The sequence below is a fragment of the Streptomyces sp. ISL-10 genome (assembly GCF_018614575.1).
Taxonomy (GTDB): domain Bacteria; phylum Actinomycetota; class Actinomycetes; order Streptomycetales; family Streptomycetaceae; genus Streptomyces.
This window is the reverse complement of the sequence record NZ_JAGGOJ010000047.1, coordinates 26444-43860: the sequence shown is the minus strand read 5'-3', so window position 1 is coordinate 43860 and position 17417 is coordinate 26444. Positions and strand designations below refer to the sequence as shown.

The 17417-nt window shown below is 71.1% G+C and carries 16 protein-coding genes; 7 read left to right on the top strand and 9 right to left on the bottom strand.

The window, feature by feature from the left end:
- Positions 1 to 68 precede the first annotated feature (68 nt).
- Positions 69 to 2906 (top strand): LuxR family transcriptional regulator, encoded by a 2838-nt coding sequence (locus tag J7E88_RS34230; RefSeq protein WP_215187394.1) that lies wholly within the window; start codon positions 69 to 71, stop codon positions 2904 to 2906.
- A gap of 319 nt (positions 2907 to 3225) precedes the next feature.
- Here the strand turns inward: J7E88_RS34230 and J7E88_RS34225 are convergent, their stop codons facing one another.
- A complete protein-coding gene (locus J7E88_RS34225) occupies positions 3226 to 3639 on the bottom strand; it encodes a preprotein translocase subunit TatB (protein ID WP_215187393.1) in 414 nt (137 codons plus the stop codon).
- Positions 3640 to 4017: 378 nt separating this feature from the next.
- On the opposite strand from J7E88_RS34225, the gene J7E88_RS34220 reads away from it, so the two are divergent.
- Positions 4018 to 4800, top strand: a complete 783-nt coding sequence (locus J7E88_RS34220; protein ID WP_215187392.1) for a DUF899 family protein — start codon at positions 4018 to 4020, stop codon at positions 4798 to 4800.
- 215 nt (positions 4801 to 5015) lie between these two features.
- On the opposite strand, the gene J7E88_RS36900 is transcribed toward J7E88_RS34220, so the two are convergent.
- Positions 5016 to 5486 (bottom strand): MarR family winged helix-turn-helix transcriptional regulator, encoded by a 471-nt coding sequence (locus J7E88_RS36900; protein ID WP_215187391.1) that lies wholly within the window; start codon positions 5484 to 5486, stop codon positions 5016 to 5018.
- A 152-nt stretch (positions 5487 to 5638) separates the two neighbouring features.
- Between J7E88_RS36900 and J7E88_RS34210 the strand changes: the two genes are divergently transcribed.
- The 5 genes from J7E88_RS34210 to J7E88_RS34190 all read left to right on the top strand — a co-directional run bounded on the left by J7E88_RS34210 (position 5639) and on the right by J7E88_RS34190 (position 11444).
- Complete coding sequence (locus J7E88_RS34210; RefSeq protein ID WP_308307727.1) at positions 5639 to 7138, top strand: MFS transporter; 1500 nt, start codon at positions 5639 to 5641, stop codon at positions 7136 to 7138.
- Between the two features lie 74 nt (positions 7139 to 7212).
- On the top strand, positions 7213 to 8139 hold the full coding sequence (locus tag J7E88_RS34205) for an NADP-dependent oxidoreductase (protein ID WP_215187390.1): 927 nt from the start codon (positions 7213 to 7215) through the stop codon (positions 8137 to 8139).
- A 98-nt stretch (positions 8140 to 8237) separates the two neighbouring features.
- Positions 8238 to 8942, top strand: a complete 705-nt coding sequence (locus tag J7E88_RS34200) for a type 1 glutamine amidotransferase domain-containing protein (RefSeq protein WP_215187389.1) — start codon at positions 8238 to 8240, stop codon at positions 8940 to 8942.
- 84 nt (positions 8943 to 9026) lie between these two features.
- A complete protein-coding gene (locus tag J7E88_RS34195) occupies positions 9027 to 10346 on the top strand; it encodes an aldehyde dehydrogenase family protein (protein WP_215187388.1) in 1320 nt (439 codons plus the stop codon).
- A 48-nt stretch (positions 10347 to 10394) separates the two neighbouring features.
- A complete protein-coding gene (locus J7E88_RS34190) occupies positions 10395 to 11444 on the top strand; it encodes an NADP-dependent oxidoreductase (protein ID WP_215187387.1) in 1050 nt (349 codons plus the stop codon).
- 188 nt (positions 11445 to 11632) lie between these two features.
- On the opposite strand, the gene J7E88_RS34185 is transcribed toward J7E88_RS34190, so the two are convergent.
- The 7 genes from J7E88_RS34185 to J7E88_RS34155 all read right to left on the bottom strand — a co-directional run bounded on the left by J7E88_RS34185 (position 11633) and on the right by J7E88_RS34155 (position 17416).
- Complete coding sequence (locus J7E88_RS34185) at positions 11633 to 11923, bottom strand: hypothetical protein (protein WP_215187386.1); 291 nt, start codon at positions 11921 to 11923, stop codon at positions 11633 to 11635.
- A 62-nt stretch (positions 11924 to 11985) separates the two neighbouring features.
- Positions 11986 to 12867: an acyl-CoA thioesterase II gene (locus J7E88_RS34180; protein ID WP_215187385.1), complete on the bottom strand. Its 882-nt coding sequence runs from the start codon at positions 12865 to 12867 to the stop codon at positions 11986 to 11988.
- A 20-nt stretch (positions 12868 to 12887) separates the two neighbouring features.
- Positions 12888 to 14546 carry a long-chain fatty acid--CoA ligase gene (locus J7E88_RS34175; protein ID WP_215187384.1) on the bottom strand — a complete coding sequence of 553 codons (1659 nt, stop codon included), beginning with the start codon at positions 14544 to 14546 and terminating at the stop codon, positions 12888 to 12890.
- Positions 14547 to 14625: 79 nt separating this feature from the next.
- On the bottom strand, positions 14626 to 15423 hold the full coding sequence (locus J7E88_RS34170) for an SDR family oxidoreductase (protein ID WP_215187383.1): 798 nt from the start codon (positions 15421 to 15423) through the stop codon (positions 14626 to 14628).
- Entirely contained in the window at positions 15420 to 15557 is a 138-nt protein-coding gene (locus tag J7E88_RS34165; protein WP_199834172.1) for a hypothetical protein, read from the bottom strand. The genes J7E88_RS34170 and J7E88_RS34165 overlap by 4 nt, the downstream gene beginning before the upstream one ends.
- A gap of 49 nt (positions 15558 to 15606) precedes the next feature.
- Positions 15607 to 16641, bottom strand: coding sequence for a phosphotransferase family protein (locus J7E88_RS34160; RefSeq protein WP_215187382.1), 1035 nt, complete (start codon positions 16639 to 16641; stop codon positions 15607 to 15609).
- Complete coding sequence (locus tag J7E88_RS34155) at positions 16634 to 17416, bottom strand: SDR family oxidoreductase (RefSeq protein ID WP_215187381.1); 783 nt, start codon at positions 17414 to 17416, stop codon at positions 16634 to 16636. The genes J7E88_RS34160 and J7E88_RS34155 overlap by 8 nt, the downstream gene beginning before the upstream one ends.
- Position 17417 lies beyond the last annotated feature (1 nt).

Here is a 17417-nt window from a genome sequence, read left to right as displayed (position 1 = left end):
GACAGGCTTCGTATCCTCTGCTCGAACGGGCAGGGGGCCCGCGCACGCCGGAAGGTGGTGGTGGGCTCATGACATCGGTCGCATACCGCGCCGAGCCCGTCGGCCGCGCGGAACTGCTCGCCCGCCTGGACCGTGTGCTGTGCACCGGCGGGCGTGCGCTGCTCACCGGTCCCCCCGGGGTCGGCAAGACGGAGGTCGCCCTGTCCGTCGCCGCACGCGCCGAGGCGCGGGGCGATAGCGTGCTGTGGCTGGCCGCGCTGCCCGCCGACCGCGACATCCCCGGGGCGACCGCCGCCGCGCTCATCGCCTCCGTGGCGGCAGCCGCCCCGCCCGCCCAGGGCGGGGACGGCGGCGAAGGACACGTCCTGGAGGGGCTCCCCGGCCCGCAGCGCGCCGCTGTCGCCATGCTGTGCCGTGAGGCGCCCATGCCGGAGTGCGGCTGGGACCCCGTCGCCCTGCGTCTGGCCCTCGCACGCATCCTGCGCACCCTGGCCGCGGGCGGGCCGGCCCTCCTCGTCCTCGATGGCGTCCAGTGCATCGACCCGGCCAGTGCCGATCTGCTGCGTTTCGCGCTCCATCTCGCGCCGCCCGAACTGCGGGCGATGGCCGTCGACACCCCGGCGGCGTACGGCACGGCCGGCGAGTTCCAGGACGGGCGTCCGGACCCGGTGACGGCGAAGCCGCTGTGGGAGCCGTCCGAGGCGGACGTGCTGAACGTGCCGCCGCTGCAGGCCGACGAGATCGCGGAGCTCCTCATCCACCACCGGCTGCCCTCGCGCATGGCGGGCCGTATCCACAAGGCCAGCGGCGGCAATCCGCGGCTCGCGCTGGCCGTCGGCCGATCGCTCGCGGACGCGCGCACGCCCGTGCACCACGCCGAGGCGCTGTCGCTGTCCGGACGCGCCCGGGACCTGGCGCGCGGGCTGCTGGGCGCCGTCTCCCCCGACGTGCGCGCCACGCTGCTGCTCGCGGCGCTCGCTCTGCGTCCGTCGGCGTCGCTGATCCGCCGGGCCGGACGGCCGACCGCCGAGGCGGACCTCGCGGCCGCGGAACGTGCGTCGCTGATCCGGCTCACAGAGGACGGCACGGTCGCGTTCTCGGCCGGCGTCCTGCCCTCGACCCTGGTCCACGACGCCTGCTGGGCCGAGCGCAGCTCGGGTCATGCGGCACTCGCCGAGGTCGTCGACGACCCGGTCGAGGCCGTACGGCACCGGGCGCTGGCCACCGACATCCCCGACGAGGGCCTGGCCGCCGAGGTGTCGGCCGCCGCGGAAACGGCCCGGCGGCGCGGCAACAGCACGCTCGCCGCCGAACTCGCCCTGCTCGCCGCCGAGTCCACTCCCGGTCTGCACGGCGCGTCGCAGCGCATCGCCCGGCTCGTGGACGCGGCGGAGGAGGCGGCGCGCGCGGCGCGCGCCGATCTGGCGATGCGCGCGGCGACGGACCTGCTGGCACGGGACGCGTCCCCGGCCGACCGGGTACGGGCCCGGCTTGCGGTGCTGGACACCGCCGGGCAGGGCCTCACGGGCCTCGACGAGATCTACGTCCATGCCATGGAGGATTCCGAGGGCGACACGGCGCTCCGGGCCGCGGTCCAGCTGCGGCTCGCGGTCAAGCACGTACTGGCCGACGGCGATCCGGTGCGCTCACGCGCGGCGGCCGTGGAATCGGCGGAGCTCGCCGCATCCGTGGGCGACCGCGCCACGGCGGCCAAGGCGCTGACCGTGCAGGCGCGCATGGACCGGGTGCTCGGGTCGCCGGACGCGGAGCGCGTGCTCGCCGAGGCGCGCGCACTCGAAAGGGTGGAGCGTCCGCTCGGCATCCGCAATGCCGCCCAGATCCTGACCATCCGTCACGCCATGTTCGACGACCGCCTCACCGAGGCCCGCGACCAGCTCGGTGCGCTGCTGCCGCTCGTCGAGCGTCGCGGTTCGGTGGAGGACATGATCGAACTGCTTCATACACTCGCGGAGGTCGAGGCCCGGCGGGGTCAGTGCGCGGCGGCGCTCGCGCACGCGGGACGCTCACTCGCCCTCACGCTGGAGGCAGGACTCTCCCCCGGGCCCGCCTGGTACACCCTGGCCCTCGCCGAGACGGCCGGAGGCAGTTTCGCGCGGGCGGCGAGTTACGCACGGCGCAGCGCCCAGGCGTCGGAGGAGGAGGGAGACCACGTCTTCCTCTCGCGCAGCCTCTACGCGCTCGGCCGGGTCCAGTTGCTCTCCGGTGACGTCACCACCGCCCGCGAGACGCTGCGCCGGGTACAGGTGAGCGAGCGGGCCCAGGCGACCGTCGACCCGTCGATGCTTCGCTGGCACGAGGAGCTCGCCGAGGCGCTGGTGGCGGTCGACGCGCCGGAGGAGGCGGCCGCGCTGCTCGCGGACGTCCGCCCGGTCGCCGAGCGCCTCGGCCGCACGACGGTGCTGCTGGGCTGCGACCGGGCGCATGCGGTGCTCCTGGCCGCGAGCGGCTGCGCGGACGAGGCGGCGCCGCTGCTGACGGAGGTCGCCGAGCGGTACGGAACGGCGGGTCTGCCGCTGGAACGCGGTCGGGCGCTCATCACGCTCGCCCGCGTGGAACGCCGCCGCCGCAGGCGGTCGGCGGCGGCGAGCGCGTTGCAGGCCGCGGCCATCGTCTTCGAACGGGCGGGCGCCGTGCCCTGGCTGGCCCTGGCGACGGAGACCCCCACGGCCCCGGCCGAGCAGACGCCGGCCGCGCGGGGTGCCTTGTCGGCCCTGACGGACGCGGAGCTGCGGCTGGCACGGCTGGTGGGCCAGGGGGCGAGCAACCAGGAGGCCGCGGCGAAGCTGTACCTGAGCGTGAAGACGGTCGAGGCGCGGCTGACCCGTATCTACCAGAAGCTGGACGTCCGCTCACGGTCCCAGCTGGCGACGGCGCTCAACAGCTGACCGCCGGCCCGGGCGTCGCGCGGAGATGCCTCGCGTGGCCGGGGCGGGACGCGGGCGGCGTCCGCGACTTCCGGTCACGGGGCAGAGCAGAGGGCCGATCCGTTCGGATCGGCACCTCGTCACGCTGTCATGTGTTGTCGCCGGCCGGGACGACGCAGAACGCGACGTGTCTGATGGCGGCAGCGCGGGGCAGCTCCCAAGGAGGACGTTCGTTCTCGCCTGGCCTCCGCCGGCTTTCCCGATTCGACGGCACCCTGCGATCGGCCTTGCTCCCCACACGATGCAGGCCACCGGCGGGAATGCGTTGAGCCACAGACCGTCAGACGCAGAACCTCATTGCGCAGACGGTCACTCTGCCTGTGAAGAGGGCGCTGTCCAACCCCTGCACATAGGTGTTGACGACGGCCCCTTCCAGCTTGAGCAGCTGAAGCGCCACATTCTGATTCACGGTGCTGTCCGCGGCGTTGACCAGGTTGATCTCAAGGTCTTCGAGCTGGTTGTCCGTCAGGACATTGATGTCACCGACCGTGACGGTGGTGTTGTTCAGCACATTGTTGACGGTGATCAGGCCGGAGCAGTTGACCGTGTGGTTGGGGCCGCCGCCCCTGTTGCTGCAGGTGTAGGTGTGCTTGGAGCCCTTGGCGCTCCCGGCCTGGGCCGCAGGCGCGAAGGCCCCGCCCACCAACACAGCCGCGAGTCCGGCAGCCAAGGCCACACGAGAAAGTACAGACACGATGGCGTTCCTTTCGTCAGTCCCATCCACACGGGACTCGGCGCACAGGGTATTGCCGTCTGTAGTCGCTCTGTTGCGGTACGCGCCCGGCACGGGGGTGAATTCACGGGTCTCCGCAAGGCGAAACAACAGCCCATCACACCAGTAGGACTTGGTCGGAGTGTCCGAACGCGGACGCCGACCGCCGCGGGTGGCCGTCCGTCCAGGTGCGTCTGGGGGCGCGTTTGTGAACGAGTCAGCCCGATGTGGTCCGTGCAGGATCGGCCGAGGGCGGGCGCCCCCGCTGCGATGAGTTCCGGCCGGTTCGCGAGTCTGTCCTGGTGACCGCCACAGGACGTCGTACGACGCTGCCCGGCACGGGACACCGCGGAGGACACCATGACGACCACGCCGGACGACCCGACCACCGCGCTGCCCGACCGCCCGCCCGTGGTCGACATGGCCACCTGGCAGACCGCCCGTGACGAGCTGCTGGTCCGGGAGAAGGCCCACACCCACGAGGGCGACGCCATCGCCGCGGCCCGCCGCCGGCTGCCGATGGTGGAGCTCGACGGGACGGTCGAGGTCATCGGACCCGACGGCCCGGTCCCGTTCCTGAACCTGTTCCAGGGTCGCGACGAGCTCGTGGTCTACAAGCACATGTGGTACGACGGCGCGCCGCACCAGGGGCAGTGCGAGGGCTGCACCACCACGGCCTGGCACCTGAAGGACGCCGTCTACCTCAACGCCCGCGGCGTCTCGTTCGCCATCCTGACCACGGGCCGCCCGGACGAGGTGGCCTCCTACGTCGAGTTCATGGGCTACACCCAGCCCTGGTACTCGGTGCGCGACGTGGACGCGCCGGTCGGCGGCAGCATGGGTCACCTCACCTGCTTCCTGCGCGACGGCGACCGCGTGTTCCTCACCTACTCCACGACGGGCCGTGGCAACGAGCGGGTCAACGGGTCTCTCGGCCTGCTCGACATGACGCCCTACGGCCGCGGCGAAGCGTGGGAGGACAACCCCGGGGGCTGGCCCGAGGGGCACAGCCCGTGCTGGTTCTGGCGCTCGGACGCGGACGGGTACGCCACCTGGGGCCCGACCAGTCGCCCCGTGCCGCAGTGGACCCGCCCCGGCGCGACCCCCGTGGAGACCCTCGGCCGGCACGGCCACCACCACTGACGCGCCTTCGTCGGCGGCGCCGCCAGATCTGTGCCGCCGCCACTGGGCAGCTCAAACCGCCTCGCCCGCTGACCCAGTTCACCGACGCTCTCTGAGTAGCGGGCAAACGGGCCTGTGGACAGCGCGGACGCGCCCTTCAGGCATCGGGCGATCTCTGCTTTCGACCGCGCTCACGGGTCGCGCGTACACCCGGGCGGACACCCCGGCCGTTGTGGTCAGACCGTCTCGTCCGGGTGCAGGCGCCCCAGCAGCTCGTAGAGGCTCCGGCGGCCCTCGTCGTCGAGACGGTTGAAGGCCGCCGAGGTGGCCCGCATATCGGCGCGGATCACACGGACCGCCTCCAAGCCCTTTTCCGTCGCGACCACGTTCTTGATCCGCCGGTCGGCCGGGTCGAGGTGCCTGGAGACCAGTCCATGGGACTCCAGCCGGTCGACAAGCCCGGTGATGTTGGAAGCGTCGCAGGCGAGCTTGCCTGCGAGAGCGCGCATGGGCAGGGGCTGCCGGAGCAGGATGAGCATCTTGGCCTGCGTCATGGTGAGGCCCTGCACCGCGGCCGCCGCGGCGAGGTCCCGGTAGTAGCCGGCAGCAGCGCGCGCCAGGCGCTCCAGGAGTTCGACGTGGGTGGGGTCGCTCCCCTTCGGGTCAGGGGTTTCGGGTACCGGGTGCGGGGCGGGGGTGCGGGACATGTCTCCAGTCTAGGTGAAGCTCAAAGTTTGACTTCCTCAACCATTGACGTTTACCGTCGAGCTCGTTGCTTGAGTTCATCAAGCATCTAGCTGTGAGCCCTCCTCCGGGCTCCGGCGCCACCGCACCCCTCCCCGCCCCGAAGAGAGCGCCCGTGTCCCGAACCATTGCCCCGTCGCCCGGCCGACATCGACGTGAGATCGCAGTCGTCCTCGTCCTGAGCCTCGCCGCCATGGTCGTGTCGATGATGCAGACACTGGTGGTCCCGATCCTGGGTCTGATCGGAACCAGCCTCGGCAGCAGTGCTGCCGAGGTCAGCTGGGTCACGACCGCGACCCTGCTCTCCGCAGCCGTCTTCACCCCCCTGCTCGGCCGCCTGGGCGACCAGCACGGGAAGAAGCCGACCCTCATCGGCGTGCTGGTGGTGATGATCGCCGGCTCGGTCCTGGCGGCCACCACCGACTCGCTCCTGTGGCTGATCGTCGGCCGCGTTCTCCAGGGAGCCGCCACGGCGATCTTCCCGCTCGCGCTGTCGGTACTCCGTGAGGAGGTCTCCGCCGACCGGCTGCCCGGAGCGATGTCCCTGGTCAGCGGCACCTTGGCGTTCGGCAGCGGCTTCGCGCTGGTCACCACCGGCCTGCTGACCCGTGGCGAGAACGCCGACTACCACCCCGTCTTCTGGCTGGCCGCCGGGCTGGCTCTGGTCACACTCATCGCCGTCGTCATCCTCGTACCGGCAAGCCGCACCAAGACCGGAGGGCGCACCGACATCCTCGGCGCCCTCACTCTCGGGCTCTTCCTGGTCCTTCTGCTCCTGCCGATCTCCCAGGGCCACGAGTGGGGCTGGACCTCCGCCCGCACTCTGGGCAGCTTCACCGGAGCGGTCGTCATGGCCGGTGTCTGGGCCTTCGCCGAGAGCCGCGTGCGCGAACCGCTGGTCGACATGAGGATGTTCCTCCACCGCCCGGTGCTGTTCAGCAACCTCGCGGGCCTCTTCGTCGGATTCGGGATGTTCGCCCAGTTCCTCGGCGTCTCCTATCTGGCTCAGATACCGCAGGACATCGCGGGTTACGGCTTCGGCGCATCCGTTCTCCGCGCCTCGGTCGAGTACCTGCTGCCCAGCACGATCGCCTCCCTCGTCGCCGCCCAGTTCGGCGGCCTGCTGATCCGCAGGATCGGCCCACGCCTCACCCTCGCGCTCAGCGCGGTGATCGGCACCGCCGGCTTCGCGTGGCTGGCCGCCGCTCACTCCTCGGCCCCCTCGGTGATCGGCGCCGGAATGGCTGTCGGAACGGCCATCAGCCTCGGCTACGCCGCGATGCCCGCACTGATCGTCGCGGGAGTGCCGCCCCACCAGACCGGCGTCGCCAACGGCATCAACTCCATCTCCCGCTCGGTCGGAAGCTCGATCGGCAGTGCGCTGATCACCACGCTGCTCGCCTCCCGGACCATCGAGAACCTTCCGGCCGGAGTGCCCCCGCTGCCCGCCGAGAGCCAGTTCACCCTGAGCTTCACCATCGCCGGAGCCGCATTCGCCTCCGTCCTGGCCATCGCGCTGCTCGGCCTGAAGCGGCAGCGGCAGGCGCCCCGTGCGGAACACCGGCCCGCCGCCGAGCCGGCCCCCGAGCCGGCTGCCGCCACCGCGGCTGCCTGACGACCCACCCGAGCCAACACCACCGCGATCCTGCACCACCGCACGACCGCACCACCACAGCAAGGAGCACCACCATGAAGGCCATCACCTACCGCGCCTACGGCGGCCCGGACGTCCTGGAATACGGCGACGTCCCCAACCCGAAGCTCGCCCCGGACACCGTACTGGTCCGAGTGAAGGCCGCCTCCGTCAACCCGGTCGACTGGAAGATCCAGGCCGGCTACCTGGACGGCATCATGGACACCGTCTTCCCCGTCGTCCCCGGCTGGGACGTGGCAGGCGTCGTCGAAGAAGTCGGCGTCGGCGTCACCGAGTTCGCCCCGGGCGACGAAGTGATCGGCTACGTCCGTGAGGACTTCGTCTCCCGCGGCACCTTCGCCGAGTACGTCGCCGCCCCGATCCGTACGCTCGCCCGCAAGCCCGCCAACCTCACCTTCGAGGAGGCCGCCGGCATCCCGCTGGCAGGTCTCACCGCCTACCAGTCGCTGACCCGTGCCCTGAACGTGGGCAGCGGCGACACCGTACTGGTGCACGCCGCGGCAGGTGGGGTCGGCTCTCTGGCCGTACAGATCGCCCGAACGCTCGGCGCCCGCGTCATCGGCACGGCGAGCGAGCGCAACCACGACTACCTGCGCGGGCTGGGCGCGGAGCCGGTCGCCTACGGCGAGGGCCTGACCGACCGCGTCAAGGCACTGGCGACGCAGGGTGTGAACGCCGTGCTCGATCTGATCGGCGGCGAGGCCCTGAAGCTCTCCCCCGGGCTGCTCGCCGAAGGCGGCCGCCTGGCCTCCGTCGCCGACGGCGCCGTCCTCGGCCTCGGGGGCCGGTACGTCTTCGTCCGGCCCGACGCCGAGGACCTCGAGGCGCTCACAGTCCTCGCGGAGCGGGGGCAGCTGCGCGTGGACGTGGCGGCGACATTCCCGCTCGAGCAGGCCGCTGACGCACAGCGGCTCAACCAGGAGGGTCACACCCGCGGCAAGGTGATCGTCACCATCGGCTGAGCCACCCACTGCCTGTACGCCGGCGCCGGCACACCCCCTGCCGGACCAGAAGACCCCCCACCACCGCGCGACGCGCGCACCCTTCGAAGGAGACAGTTGTGACCGCAGTTCTGTTCGTCGTCACCGGTTCCGACCACTGGACACTCGCCGACGGCACCCTGCACCCCACCGGCTACTGGGCCGAGGAACTCGCCACACCGCACCGCCTGTTGCGCGAGGCCGGATTCGACGTCACCGTCGCCACGCCCGGCGGCGTCGCTCCGACCGTCGACGCCGTCAGCCTCGCCGCCGAGTCCACCGGCGGCAAGGAGCAGGCCGACGCCATCGCCGCGTACCTGGCTTCCATCCGCGCCGACCTGGAGAACCCGGTCAAGCTCGAGGACGTCGACCTCGACGCGTACGCCGCCGTCCTCTACCCCGGTGGCCACGGCCCCATGGAGGACCTCGCCGTCAACGCCGCGTCCGGCCGACTGCTCACCGCTGCGCTGGACTCCGGCAAGCCGCTCGCGGTGCTGTGCCACGCCCCCGCGGCCCTGCTCGCCGCCCGGCGCGAGGACGGCAGCTGGCCGTTCGCCGGTTACCGCATGACCGGCTTCACCAACGCCGAGGAGACCCTGGCCGGCTTCGCCGACAAGGCCACGTGGCTGCTCCAGGACCGTCTGGTGGAACTCGGTGCCGACTTTGCCGCCGCCGCCCCGTTCAGCGCGCACGTGGTGGCGGACCGCAATCTGCACACCGGCCAGAACCCCGCCTCCTCCGAGCAGCTCGCCCGGAACATCATCGACATCCTGAACCGCGGCTGATTCCCCTGCCGACGCCGGCGTCCGGGCCTGCCCCGCGGCGCGGCGCCGGCGCCCCCGTCCACGTACCGCACCTGTGAGGGAACCATGAACCACTCTGCGCCCGAGCAGCCCGCCGAGCTCGTCGCCCGGCTGCGCGCCTCCTTCCGCGCCGGCACCACCAAGCCCGTGGCCTGGCGTACCGGGCAGCTGCACCGGATGCGTACCCTGCTCACCGAACACGGGGAGACGTTCGCCGCGGCGCTCCACGCCGACTTGGGAAAGAGCTCCACCGAGGCCTACCGCACCGAGATCGACTTCGTCATACGCGAGATCGACCACACCCTGGAGCATCTCGACGACTGGCTGCGCCCCGAACAGGCCCCCGTCCCCGCGTTCATCGGGGAGGCGAGTGCCTGGACGCAGTACGACCCGCTGGGCGTCGTCCTGGTCATCGCCCCCTGGAACTACCCGGCGCAGCTGCTGCTGGCCCCGGTGGCCGGTGCGCTGGCCGCGGGCAACGCGGTGGTCGCCAAGCCCAGCGAACTGGCCCCGGCCACGTCCGCCGCCCTGGCCCGCCTCCTGCCGCAGTACCTCGACACCGACGCGGTCGCCGTGGTCGAAGGCGGGGTCCCGGAGACCACAGCCCTGCTCGAGCAGCGCTTCGACCACATCCTCTACACCGGCAACGGCACGGTCGGCCGCATCGTGATGGCCGCGGCCGCCCGGCACCTCACCCCCGTCACCCTCGAACTCGGCGGCAAGTCCCCGGCGTTCGTGGACCGGGGCACCGATCTGGACACCGTCGCCGCCCGCCTCGCGGCCGGGAAGTTCCTCAACGCCGGACAGACCTGCGTCGCGCCCGACTACGTCCTCACCGACCCCGAGACCGCACGCGCACTTGAGGGAGCGCTGGCCAAGGCGGTGGAGGGCCTGTACGGACCGGACGCCTCCGCCTCCCCGGAGTACGGCCGGATCGTCAACGAGCGCCACTTCGACCGGCTGACCGCCCTCCTCGAATCCGGCCGCCAGGTCACCGGCGGTGCGCACGACCGGGATTCCAAGTACATCGCGCCGACCGTCCTGGCCGAGGTGTCACCGGACGCGCCCGTCATGCAGGAGGAGATCTTCGGCCCGATCCTCCCGATCGTCGAGGTGCCTGGGCTCGACGAGGCCATCGACTTCATCAACGACCGCGACAAGCCGCTGGCCCTGTATGCGTTCACCGAATCGGACACCACCCGGGAGCGGCTCACTGCCGAAACCTCCTCGGGCGGACTCGGGTTCGGGCTGCCGCTGGCCCATCTCACCATCTCCGACCTGCCGTTCGGGGGCGTCGGGGAAAGCGGCATGGGCAGCTACCACGGCCGCTACTCCATCGAGACCTTCAGCCACCGCAAAGCCGTCCTCGCCAAGCCGCTCAGCTGATCCCCCTCCAGCCATGCAGTGAACACGACAGAAAGAGACGTCCCCATCATGAGCGCTCTACCCACCACCAGCCGTGAATGGCACCTGGTCGCCCGCCCGAACGGAGTGCCCCGGCTGCAGGACTTCGCCCTGCGCGAGGTTCCGGTCGCCGAGCCCGGCTCCGGTCAGATCCTCGTACGCAACCTGCACTTGTCGGTCGACCCGTACATGCGCGGCCGGATGAACGACGTGAAGTCCTACGTCCCTCCCTTCCAGCTGAACCAGCCGATGGACGGCGGTGCGGTCGGCGTCGTCGTCGCCGTGGGCGATGACTCCTCCGCCGGCACCATCGCAGTGGGTGATCACGTCCTGCATGGGCTCGGCTGGCGGGAGTACGCGCTCCTCGACGCCGCGAACGCTGTGAAGGTCGACGCCGGGAACGCTCCGCTGAGCACGTACCTCGGTGTCCTCGGCATGCCCGGGCTGACCGCCTATGCGGGCCTGCTGCGGGTGGCGGAGTTCCATGAGGGCGACACCGTCTTCGTCTCCGGCGCGGCCGGTGCGGTCGGCAGCAAGGTCGGGCAGATCGCCCGGCTCAAGGGCGCCAAGCGGGTCATCGGCAGCGCCGGCTCCGACGAGAAGGTGGAACTCCTCCTCAGCAAGTACGGCTTCGACGCCGCCTTCAACTACAAGAAGGCGCCGGTGGCCGAGCAGCTCAAGGCCGCGGCCCCGGATGGCATCGACGTCTACTTCGACAACGTCGGCGGCGACCACCTCGAGGCGGCGATCGGCGCCCTCAACGTGCACGGCCGCGCGGCGCTGTGCGGGGCCATCGCCCAGTACAACGCCACCGAGCCGACCCCCGGCCCGCGCAACCTCGCGCTCGCCATCGGCAAGCGTCTCACCCTGCGCGGCCTGTTGGTATCGGACCACAACGACCTGCAACAGCAGTTCGTGCAGGAGGTCGGCAGCTGGATCCGCGACGGGAAACTCCACTACGAGGAGACCGTCGTGGAAGGCATCGAGAACAACGTCGAGGCATTCCTCGGCATGCTCCGCGGCGACAACACCGGCAAGATGATCGTCACCTTGCCGGCACGGGCCGCAGTCGACAACTGACCGTCGCGGGCGGAGTGCACGGCAGAGTCCGCCCTCCCCTCAGCGCGTGGGGCCCGGCGCTCCTGCTACCGGGCCCCGGGCGGCGGGTGCCGGCCCCCGCGCGGCGCGGCGGCCGGCTGCGACTCCTCCTGGAGAAGTCGCGGCCGGCCGCCGCGTGATCGCCAGGTCCCGCAGCTGCGGTGGTGGCGTCAGTTGAATGTTCCACCCTCGGCGGCCAGCCGCATCAGCAACGGCGAGGGCTCCCAACCGTCATCTCCGTGGAACCGCCTGAGCCCGGAGAGGACGTGTGCGGCACCCATCGTGTCGGCGTAGAACATCGGTCCGCCCCGGTACCTCGGGAAGCCGTACCCCGCGATGTAGACGACGTCGATGTCCGAGGCGCGCAGGCCCTTCCGCGTTGCGTGCCCGAGCCCGTTGACCGGGGGCTTGTCGATGCGGAGGATCGCTGTGCGTCCGGTGACGCTGTAGTGGGTGGACATGCCTGGCACCACTTCCTGAATTCGTTGATCAACGGATGTCGGCGACGGTCGGGGCCGGGGGATTACGGAACGCTCGCTGAGGCGTGCGCTCCACGCGTCCCTTCTTCTGTGTCGCGGCCCGCCGTCGACCGGGGCCGGTCGAAGCGCATGAGTCCCTCCTGCGCGACGGCGGCCACCAGACGCCCGCCCGTGTCGAACAGCCTTCCGCGGGTGAGCGCCCGACCGTGCTCGGCCGAAGGGGAGACCTGGTCGTACAGCAGCCACTCGTCCGCGCGGAAGGGACGCAGGAACCACAGCGAGTGGTCCAACGACGCGCCCTGTACGGCGGTTTGGGGATGTGGCAGCCGCGCGGATCCCAGCAGCGCCATGTCGCTGAGATAGGTCAGTGCGCAGGCGTGGACGGCACTGCCATCCGGCAGCGGACGTCCGTACCGGATCCACACCCGCTGGCAGGCCGGCGCCTCCGGAACGTGGCCGATCTCCCCCCTGGGCACCCATCGCATCTCCCAGTGGCGCCACTCCGCGGGCCGCGGCATGCCCCAGCCGCTGATGCGGTCGGACTCCGGGATGTCGTCAGGTGCCGGCACCGCCGGCATGTCCACCTGGTGGGAGAACCCTTCATCTCCGCGATGGAACGACGCCGTCATCGTGAAGATCGCCTCCCCCGCCTGGACCGCGGTCACCCGGCGGGTGCAGAAGCTGCCACCGTCGCGGATCCGCTCGACCGAAAAGTCCGTCGGCTCGTGCGGACGGCCGGGCCGCAGAAAGTAGCCGTGCAGCGAGTGAGCCGAGTACGACCGGTCGAGCGTACGCGCCGCGGCCATCAGCGACTGGGCGGCGATCTGGCCACCGAACGTCCGCGCCCACTCGCTGGGGATCGGGCCGGACCGGAACCGGTCCGGCGCGATTTCGTCGAGGACCAGGACCTCTGGCAGACCGGCCATCCTTCAGCTCCTCTCGCTCGTCACGCGGACGTCGCCCCGCGCAGTTCGCGGCGCAGGATCTTGCCGCTGGTGGTCTTGGGCAGCTCGTCCCGGATGCTGACGGTCCGAGGGGCCTTGTAGGCGGCCAGGTGCTCGCGGCAGTAGGCGACCAGCTCGTCGGGCTCGGCAGATCCGCCGGGCCTCAGGCTCACGAAGGCCGCCACGGTCTCACCGCGGTAGGGGTCGGGCACACCGACCACGGCGGCCTCGCGCACCGCGGGGTGCCCGTAGAGGACGTCCTCGACCTCGCGAGGCCACACCTTGAACCCCGAGGCATTGATCATGTCCTTCTTGCGGTCGACCACGTACACCCGGCCCTGGCGATCCATGAAGCCGACATCGCCGGTGAGCAGCCGCCCGTTCGGGATCGACTCCGCGGTGGCCTCGGGCCTGTTCCAGTACGCGGGCACCACCATGGGGCCTTCGACCGCGATCTCGCCGACCTCGTTCGGTCCCAGGTCCCTGCCGTCCTCGTCGACGATGCGGACCATCGCGGTGGGAAGGGGCAGGCCGATCGACAAGGTGCCCGAGTCGGGATCCACGGGAGCCTCGCTGCCCACGGGCACCACCACGCAAGGGGCACTGGTCTCCGTGAGCCCGTAACCGTTGCGGATGTACAGTCCCGTCTGCTCCTGGAACCGCTCGACGACCGCGGGCGGCAGCGGGGCGCCGCCGGAGTTGAGTGTCCTGAGCGAGGCGAACGCCTCGGCCGAGTAGTCGGGGTGTGCCATCAGCGCCATGTACGCGGTGGACGGCCCGACCATGTACGCGGGCCGTTCCCGCTTCAGCGCGTCGATCACCACCCCCGGCTCGAAGCGGTAGGCGAGTACCAGAGGGCTCGCCAGGTCGACCGCGTTGAGCAGTTGGACGACCATGCCGGTGATGTGGAACAGCGGGGCCAGCGCGAAAATCGGCGAGCCCGGGGGGATCTCGTCGTACAGCCGCAGCAGGACCGCGTTGACGGTCAGGTTGCGATGGGTGTTGGTCGCCCCCTTCGGCAGTCCGCTGGTGCCGGAGGTGTAGGAGATCAGCGCGATGTCGTCGGGCGTCAGCCCGGGACGAGCGGGTCGCCGCCCCACCCGTGCCCTCGCCACGTCGAGGACGTCGTCCGCGCCCTCGCTGCGCTGCCGGGTCAGGCCGGCGAAGACGCGGGGGTCGTCCAGGGTTTGCAGGTCCAGCGGGCTGGCGGTGAGCGCCGTCGTCACCCCCGCCGCGGTGGCCCGCTCACGGACGTGCTCCGACCAGGCCTGCTCATCGCACACGATCGCCGACACCCCCGCGTCGGTGAGGATGTGCGCGAGTTCGTCCCGGTACATCGGGTTGAGCGGTACGACTGCGCCGCCCGCCTTCCAGGCACCGAACAGCGCCAGCACGAACTGCGGGATGTTCTGCAGGTACAGCGCCAGCCGGTCGCCGGGACGAAAGCCGCGCTCGAGCAGGTAGTGCGCCACCCCGTCGGAGAGCTCGTCCACTTCCCGGTAGGTCAGGGTGCCACCGAGGTAGGTGGTGGCCGGGCTGTCGGGGGCGGCGGCCACCGCGTCGGCCAGCAGTTCCAGCGTGGTGCGGTGGCCGACCGGTTCCACCTCCGCCATCCGTTCGGGGTACTGCGCCGTCCACGGCCTGTCGTCGAACCAGCTCATCGCTGCCAGTGCCGCCTTTCAGGGGTGAGAGTGTGGGGGTGTTTGCCGTGTGGGCGTGGTGACCTTCATTTGCGATCGGTCAGCGCGTCCCGGAGATCCCGCCGTCCACGGGGATCACCGTGCCGGTCAGGTATGCGCCCGCGCGGGAGGCGAGGAAGATCGCCGGACTCGCGATGTCCTCGGGGGTGCCGATGCGGCCGAGGGGCACCCGTTCGACCACGTCGTCCCGCAGCTCGGGGTCGTCCAGGACGTGCGCCATCATCTTGGTCGGGAACGGGCCAGGAGCAAGGGCGTTGACGGTGATGTGATCACTCGCGAGCGTGGCGGCCATCTTGCGGGTCAGCATGTGCACCGCCGCCTTGCTCGCGACGTAGGAGAAGTTGTCGGAGGCGGAGACGACGAGCCCGTCGATCGACCCGATGTTGATCACTCGCGCGGGATCCTCCGCGGTGGCGGCCCTCCGCAACTGCGGCAGCAGCCGTTGCGTCAGCGAGAAGACGGCCCTGACGTTGACGTTCAGCACCTTGTCGAAGCCCGAGTCGGGGAACTCGCCGATCGGCGCACCCCAGGCGGCTCCCGCATTGTTGACCAGGACGTTCAGCCGGGGCGCGACCTCCGCGACCCGCTCGGCCAGGCTCTCGAGGCCTTCGGCGGTGGACAGGTCCGCCGGGTGCGCCAGACAGGTTCCGGCGCCGGGGGACGTCAGGGCGGACAACTCCGCTGCCGCCTTCTCGCACGCCTCGGCATTGCGGGAAGAGATGATCACCGTGGCCCCGGCCGCCACAAAACCGTGCGCGATCATCAGCCCGATTCCGCGTGAGCCGCCGGTCACCACCACGGTCTTTCCGCTGACGTCGAACAGTGCGGCGGGGTTCACGACACCACCTCGAACAGCCCCGCCGCGCCGATGCCGCTGCCGATGCACACGGTGATCACGGCGTAGCGCGCGCCCCGGTAGGCCTTTCCGATCGGCGTACGCGCCGCCGATACGAGGACTGCTTGCCTCATCATCGCTCCTTTCCTGTACGTGAGTCTCAATGTCCGTGGGCATGCGATCGGGTCAGATGCCTGCCCTGTCCGCGACTTCGTGGGCCTTCGCCACCAGCGCGTCGATGCGCTCCGCGGTCGGGGCCCCGGACGCGGCCTTGTTCCGCGGTTCGTCCATCGCGCGGCGCATGACGCCCTCCGCGATGATCGCGACCTTCCACAGCCCCATCGCGTGCCAGTAGCCCAGCGCCGTCAGGTCGCGTCCCGACGCCGCCAAGTAGGCCGCCTCGAGTTCCTCGCGGGTCGGGAAGCCCTCGAGAGCGGTCGCGCCGAAGTCGCCCGAGGTGTTCTCACCCTTGGCCGGCCAGTACGCCAGCAGACTGCCCATGTCCGCCAACGGATCCCCCAGTGTCGACAACTCCCAGTCGAGCACCGCCGTCACCTCCCCGGTGTCGCAGGAGGTGATGACATTGCGCAGATGGAAGTCGCCGTGTACGAGCGTCACTTCGCGCTGCTCCGGAACAGCTGCGGCAAGGCGTCGCGTGAGGTCGTCGAGGGCGGGCAGCTCGCGGGTCCTGGACTTCTCCCACTGGCCCGACCACCGCTTGAGCTGGCGCTGCGCATACGGCTTGTGGCCGGCCAGACCGGTCAGCCCGGCCGTCGCGAGATCGACCGCGTGGATCTTCGCCAGCGTCCGCGGCAACGACATCCCGATCGCCCGGCGCCGCTCGGGCGTCAACGACCGCGCGATCGGCATCGTGTCGACGACCTGGCCGTCCATGAACTCCATGAACAGCAGCGGGACGTCCGTCACGGCGGGGTCGGCGGTCAGCCCGAGCACCCGGGGGGTCGGGACGCCGGTGCCCTCCAGCGCGGCCAGAATCCGCGCCTCTCGGGCCACGTCGTGCGCCGACGCCAACAGGCGACCCAGCGGTGGGCGCCGCAGCACCCATCTGCGGCCGTCCTGGTCCCGTACGAGATAGGTCAGATTCGACTGGCCGAGCCCGATCCGGTCGAAGCGCAGCGGCTCGGCGAAGCCGACGCCGAGGGTTTCGAGCCAGCGGCTCACCGTCCCGGCGTCGATCCCGACGATGCCCCGGCTAGACACCGATGCCGACTCCCTGCCTGAACGGGCGTGCGTCACCGAGCAGTTGCCCCCCGTCGATCACCATGGTCTCACCGGTGATCCAGCTCGCGGCGTCCGAGACGAGGAAGGCGACCGCCGAGGCGATGTCGGCAGGCTCCCCTATGCGTCCGAGCGCCGTCGACGCCGACACGGCCTGCTCGTGCTCCTTCCACAGGGCCTCGGCCAGCTTCGTGCGCACCACGCCCGGTGCCACGGCGTTGACGCGAATCTTCGGCGAGAGTTCCAGGGCCAGTTGCTTCGTGAGATGGATGAGCGCGGCCTTCGACGCGTTGTACAGCCCGATGTTCGCCTCGAAGGCCATGCCGCCGACCGAAGCGGTGTTGACGACCGCCCCGCCGTGCTCGCCCATCCAGGCCCGCGTGGCCAGCCCCGTCCACAGGACGGGAGCCCACAGGTTCACGTCGAAGGTCTTGGCGAACCGCCCGTGGTCCTGGTCGATGACCGGCCCGAACGCCGGGTTGGTCCCGGCGTTGTTGACGAGGATGTCCAGGCTTCCGAAGCGCTCGAGCGTCAGGTCCACACAGCGCTGGGCCGCCTCTTCGTCGACCGCGTGCGCGCCGACGCCGACCGCTGTGCCCCCGACCTGGGCCGCGGCGGCGTCCGCCGCCTCCTGGGACCGGGAGGTGAGGACGACGTTTCCGCCGACCGCGGCGATGGCCTGGGCGATGGCCAGCCCGATACCGCGCGAGGCGCCGGTGACGACGGCGGTACGACCGGTGAGATCGAGTCCTGCCATC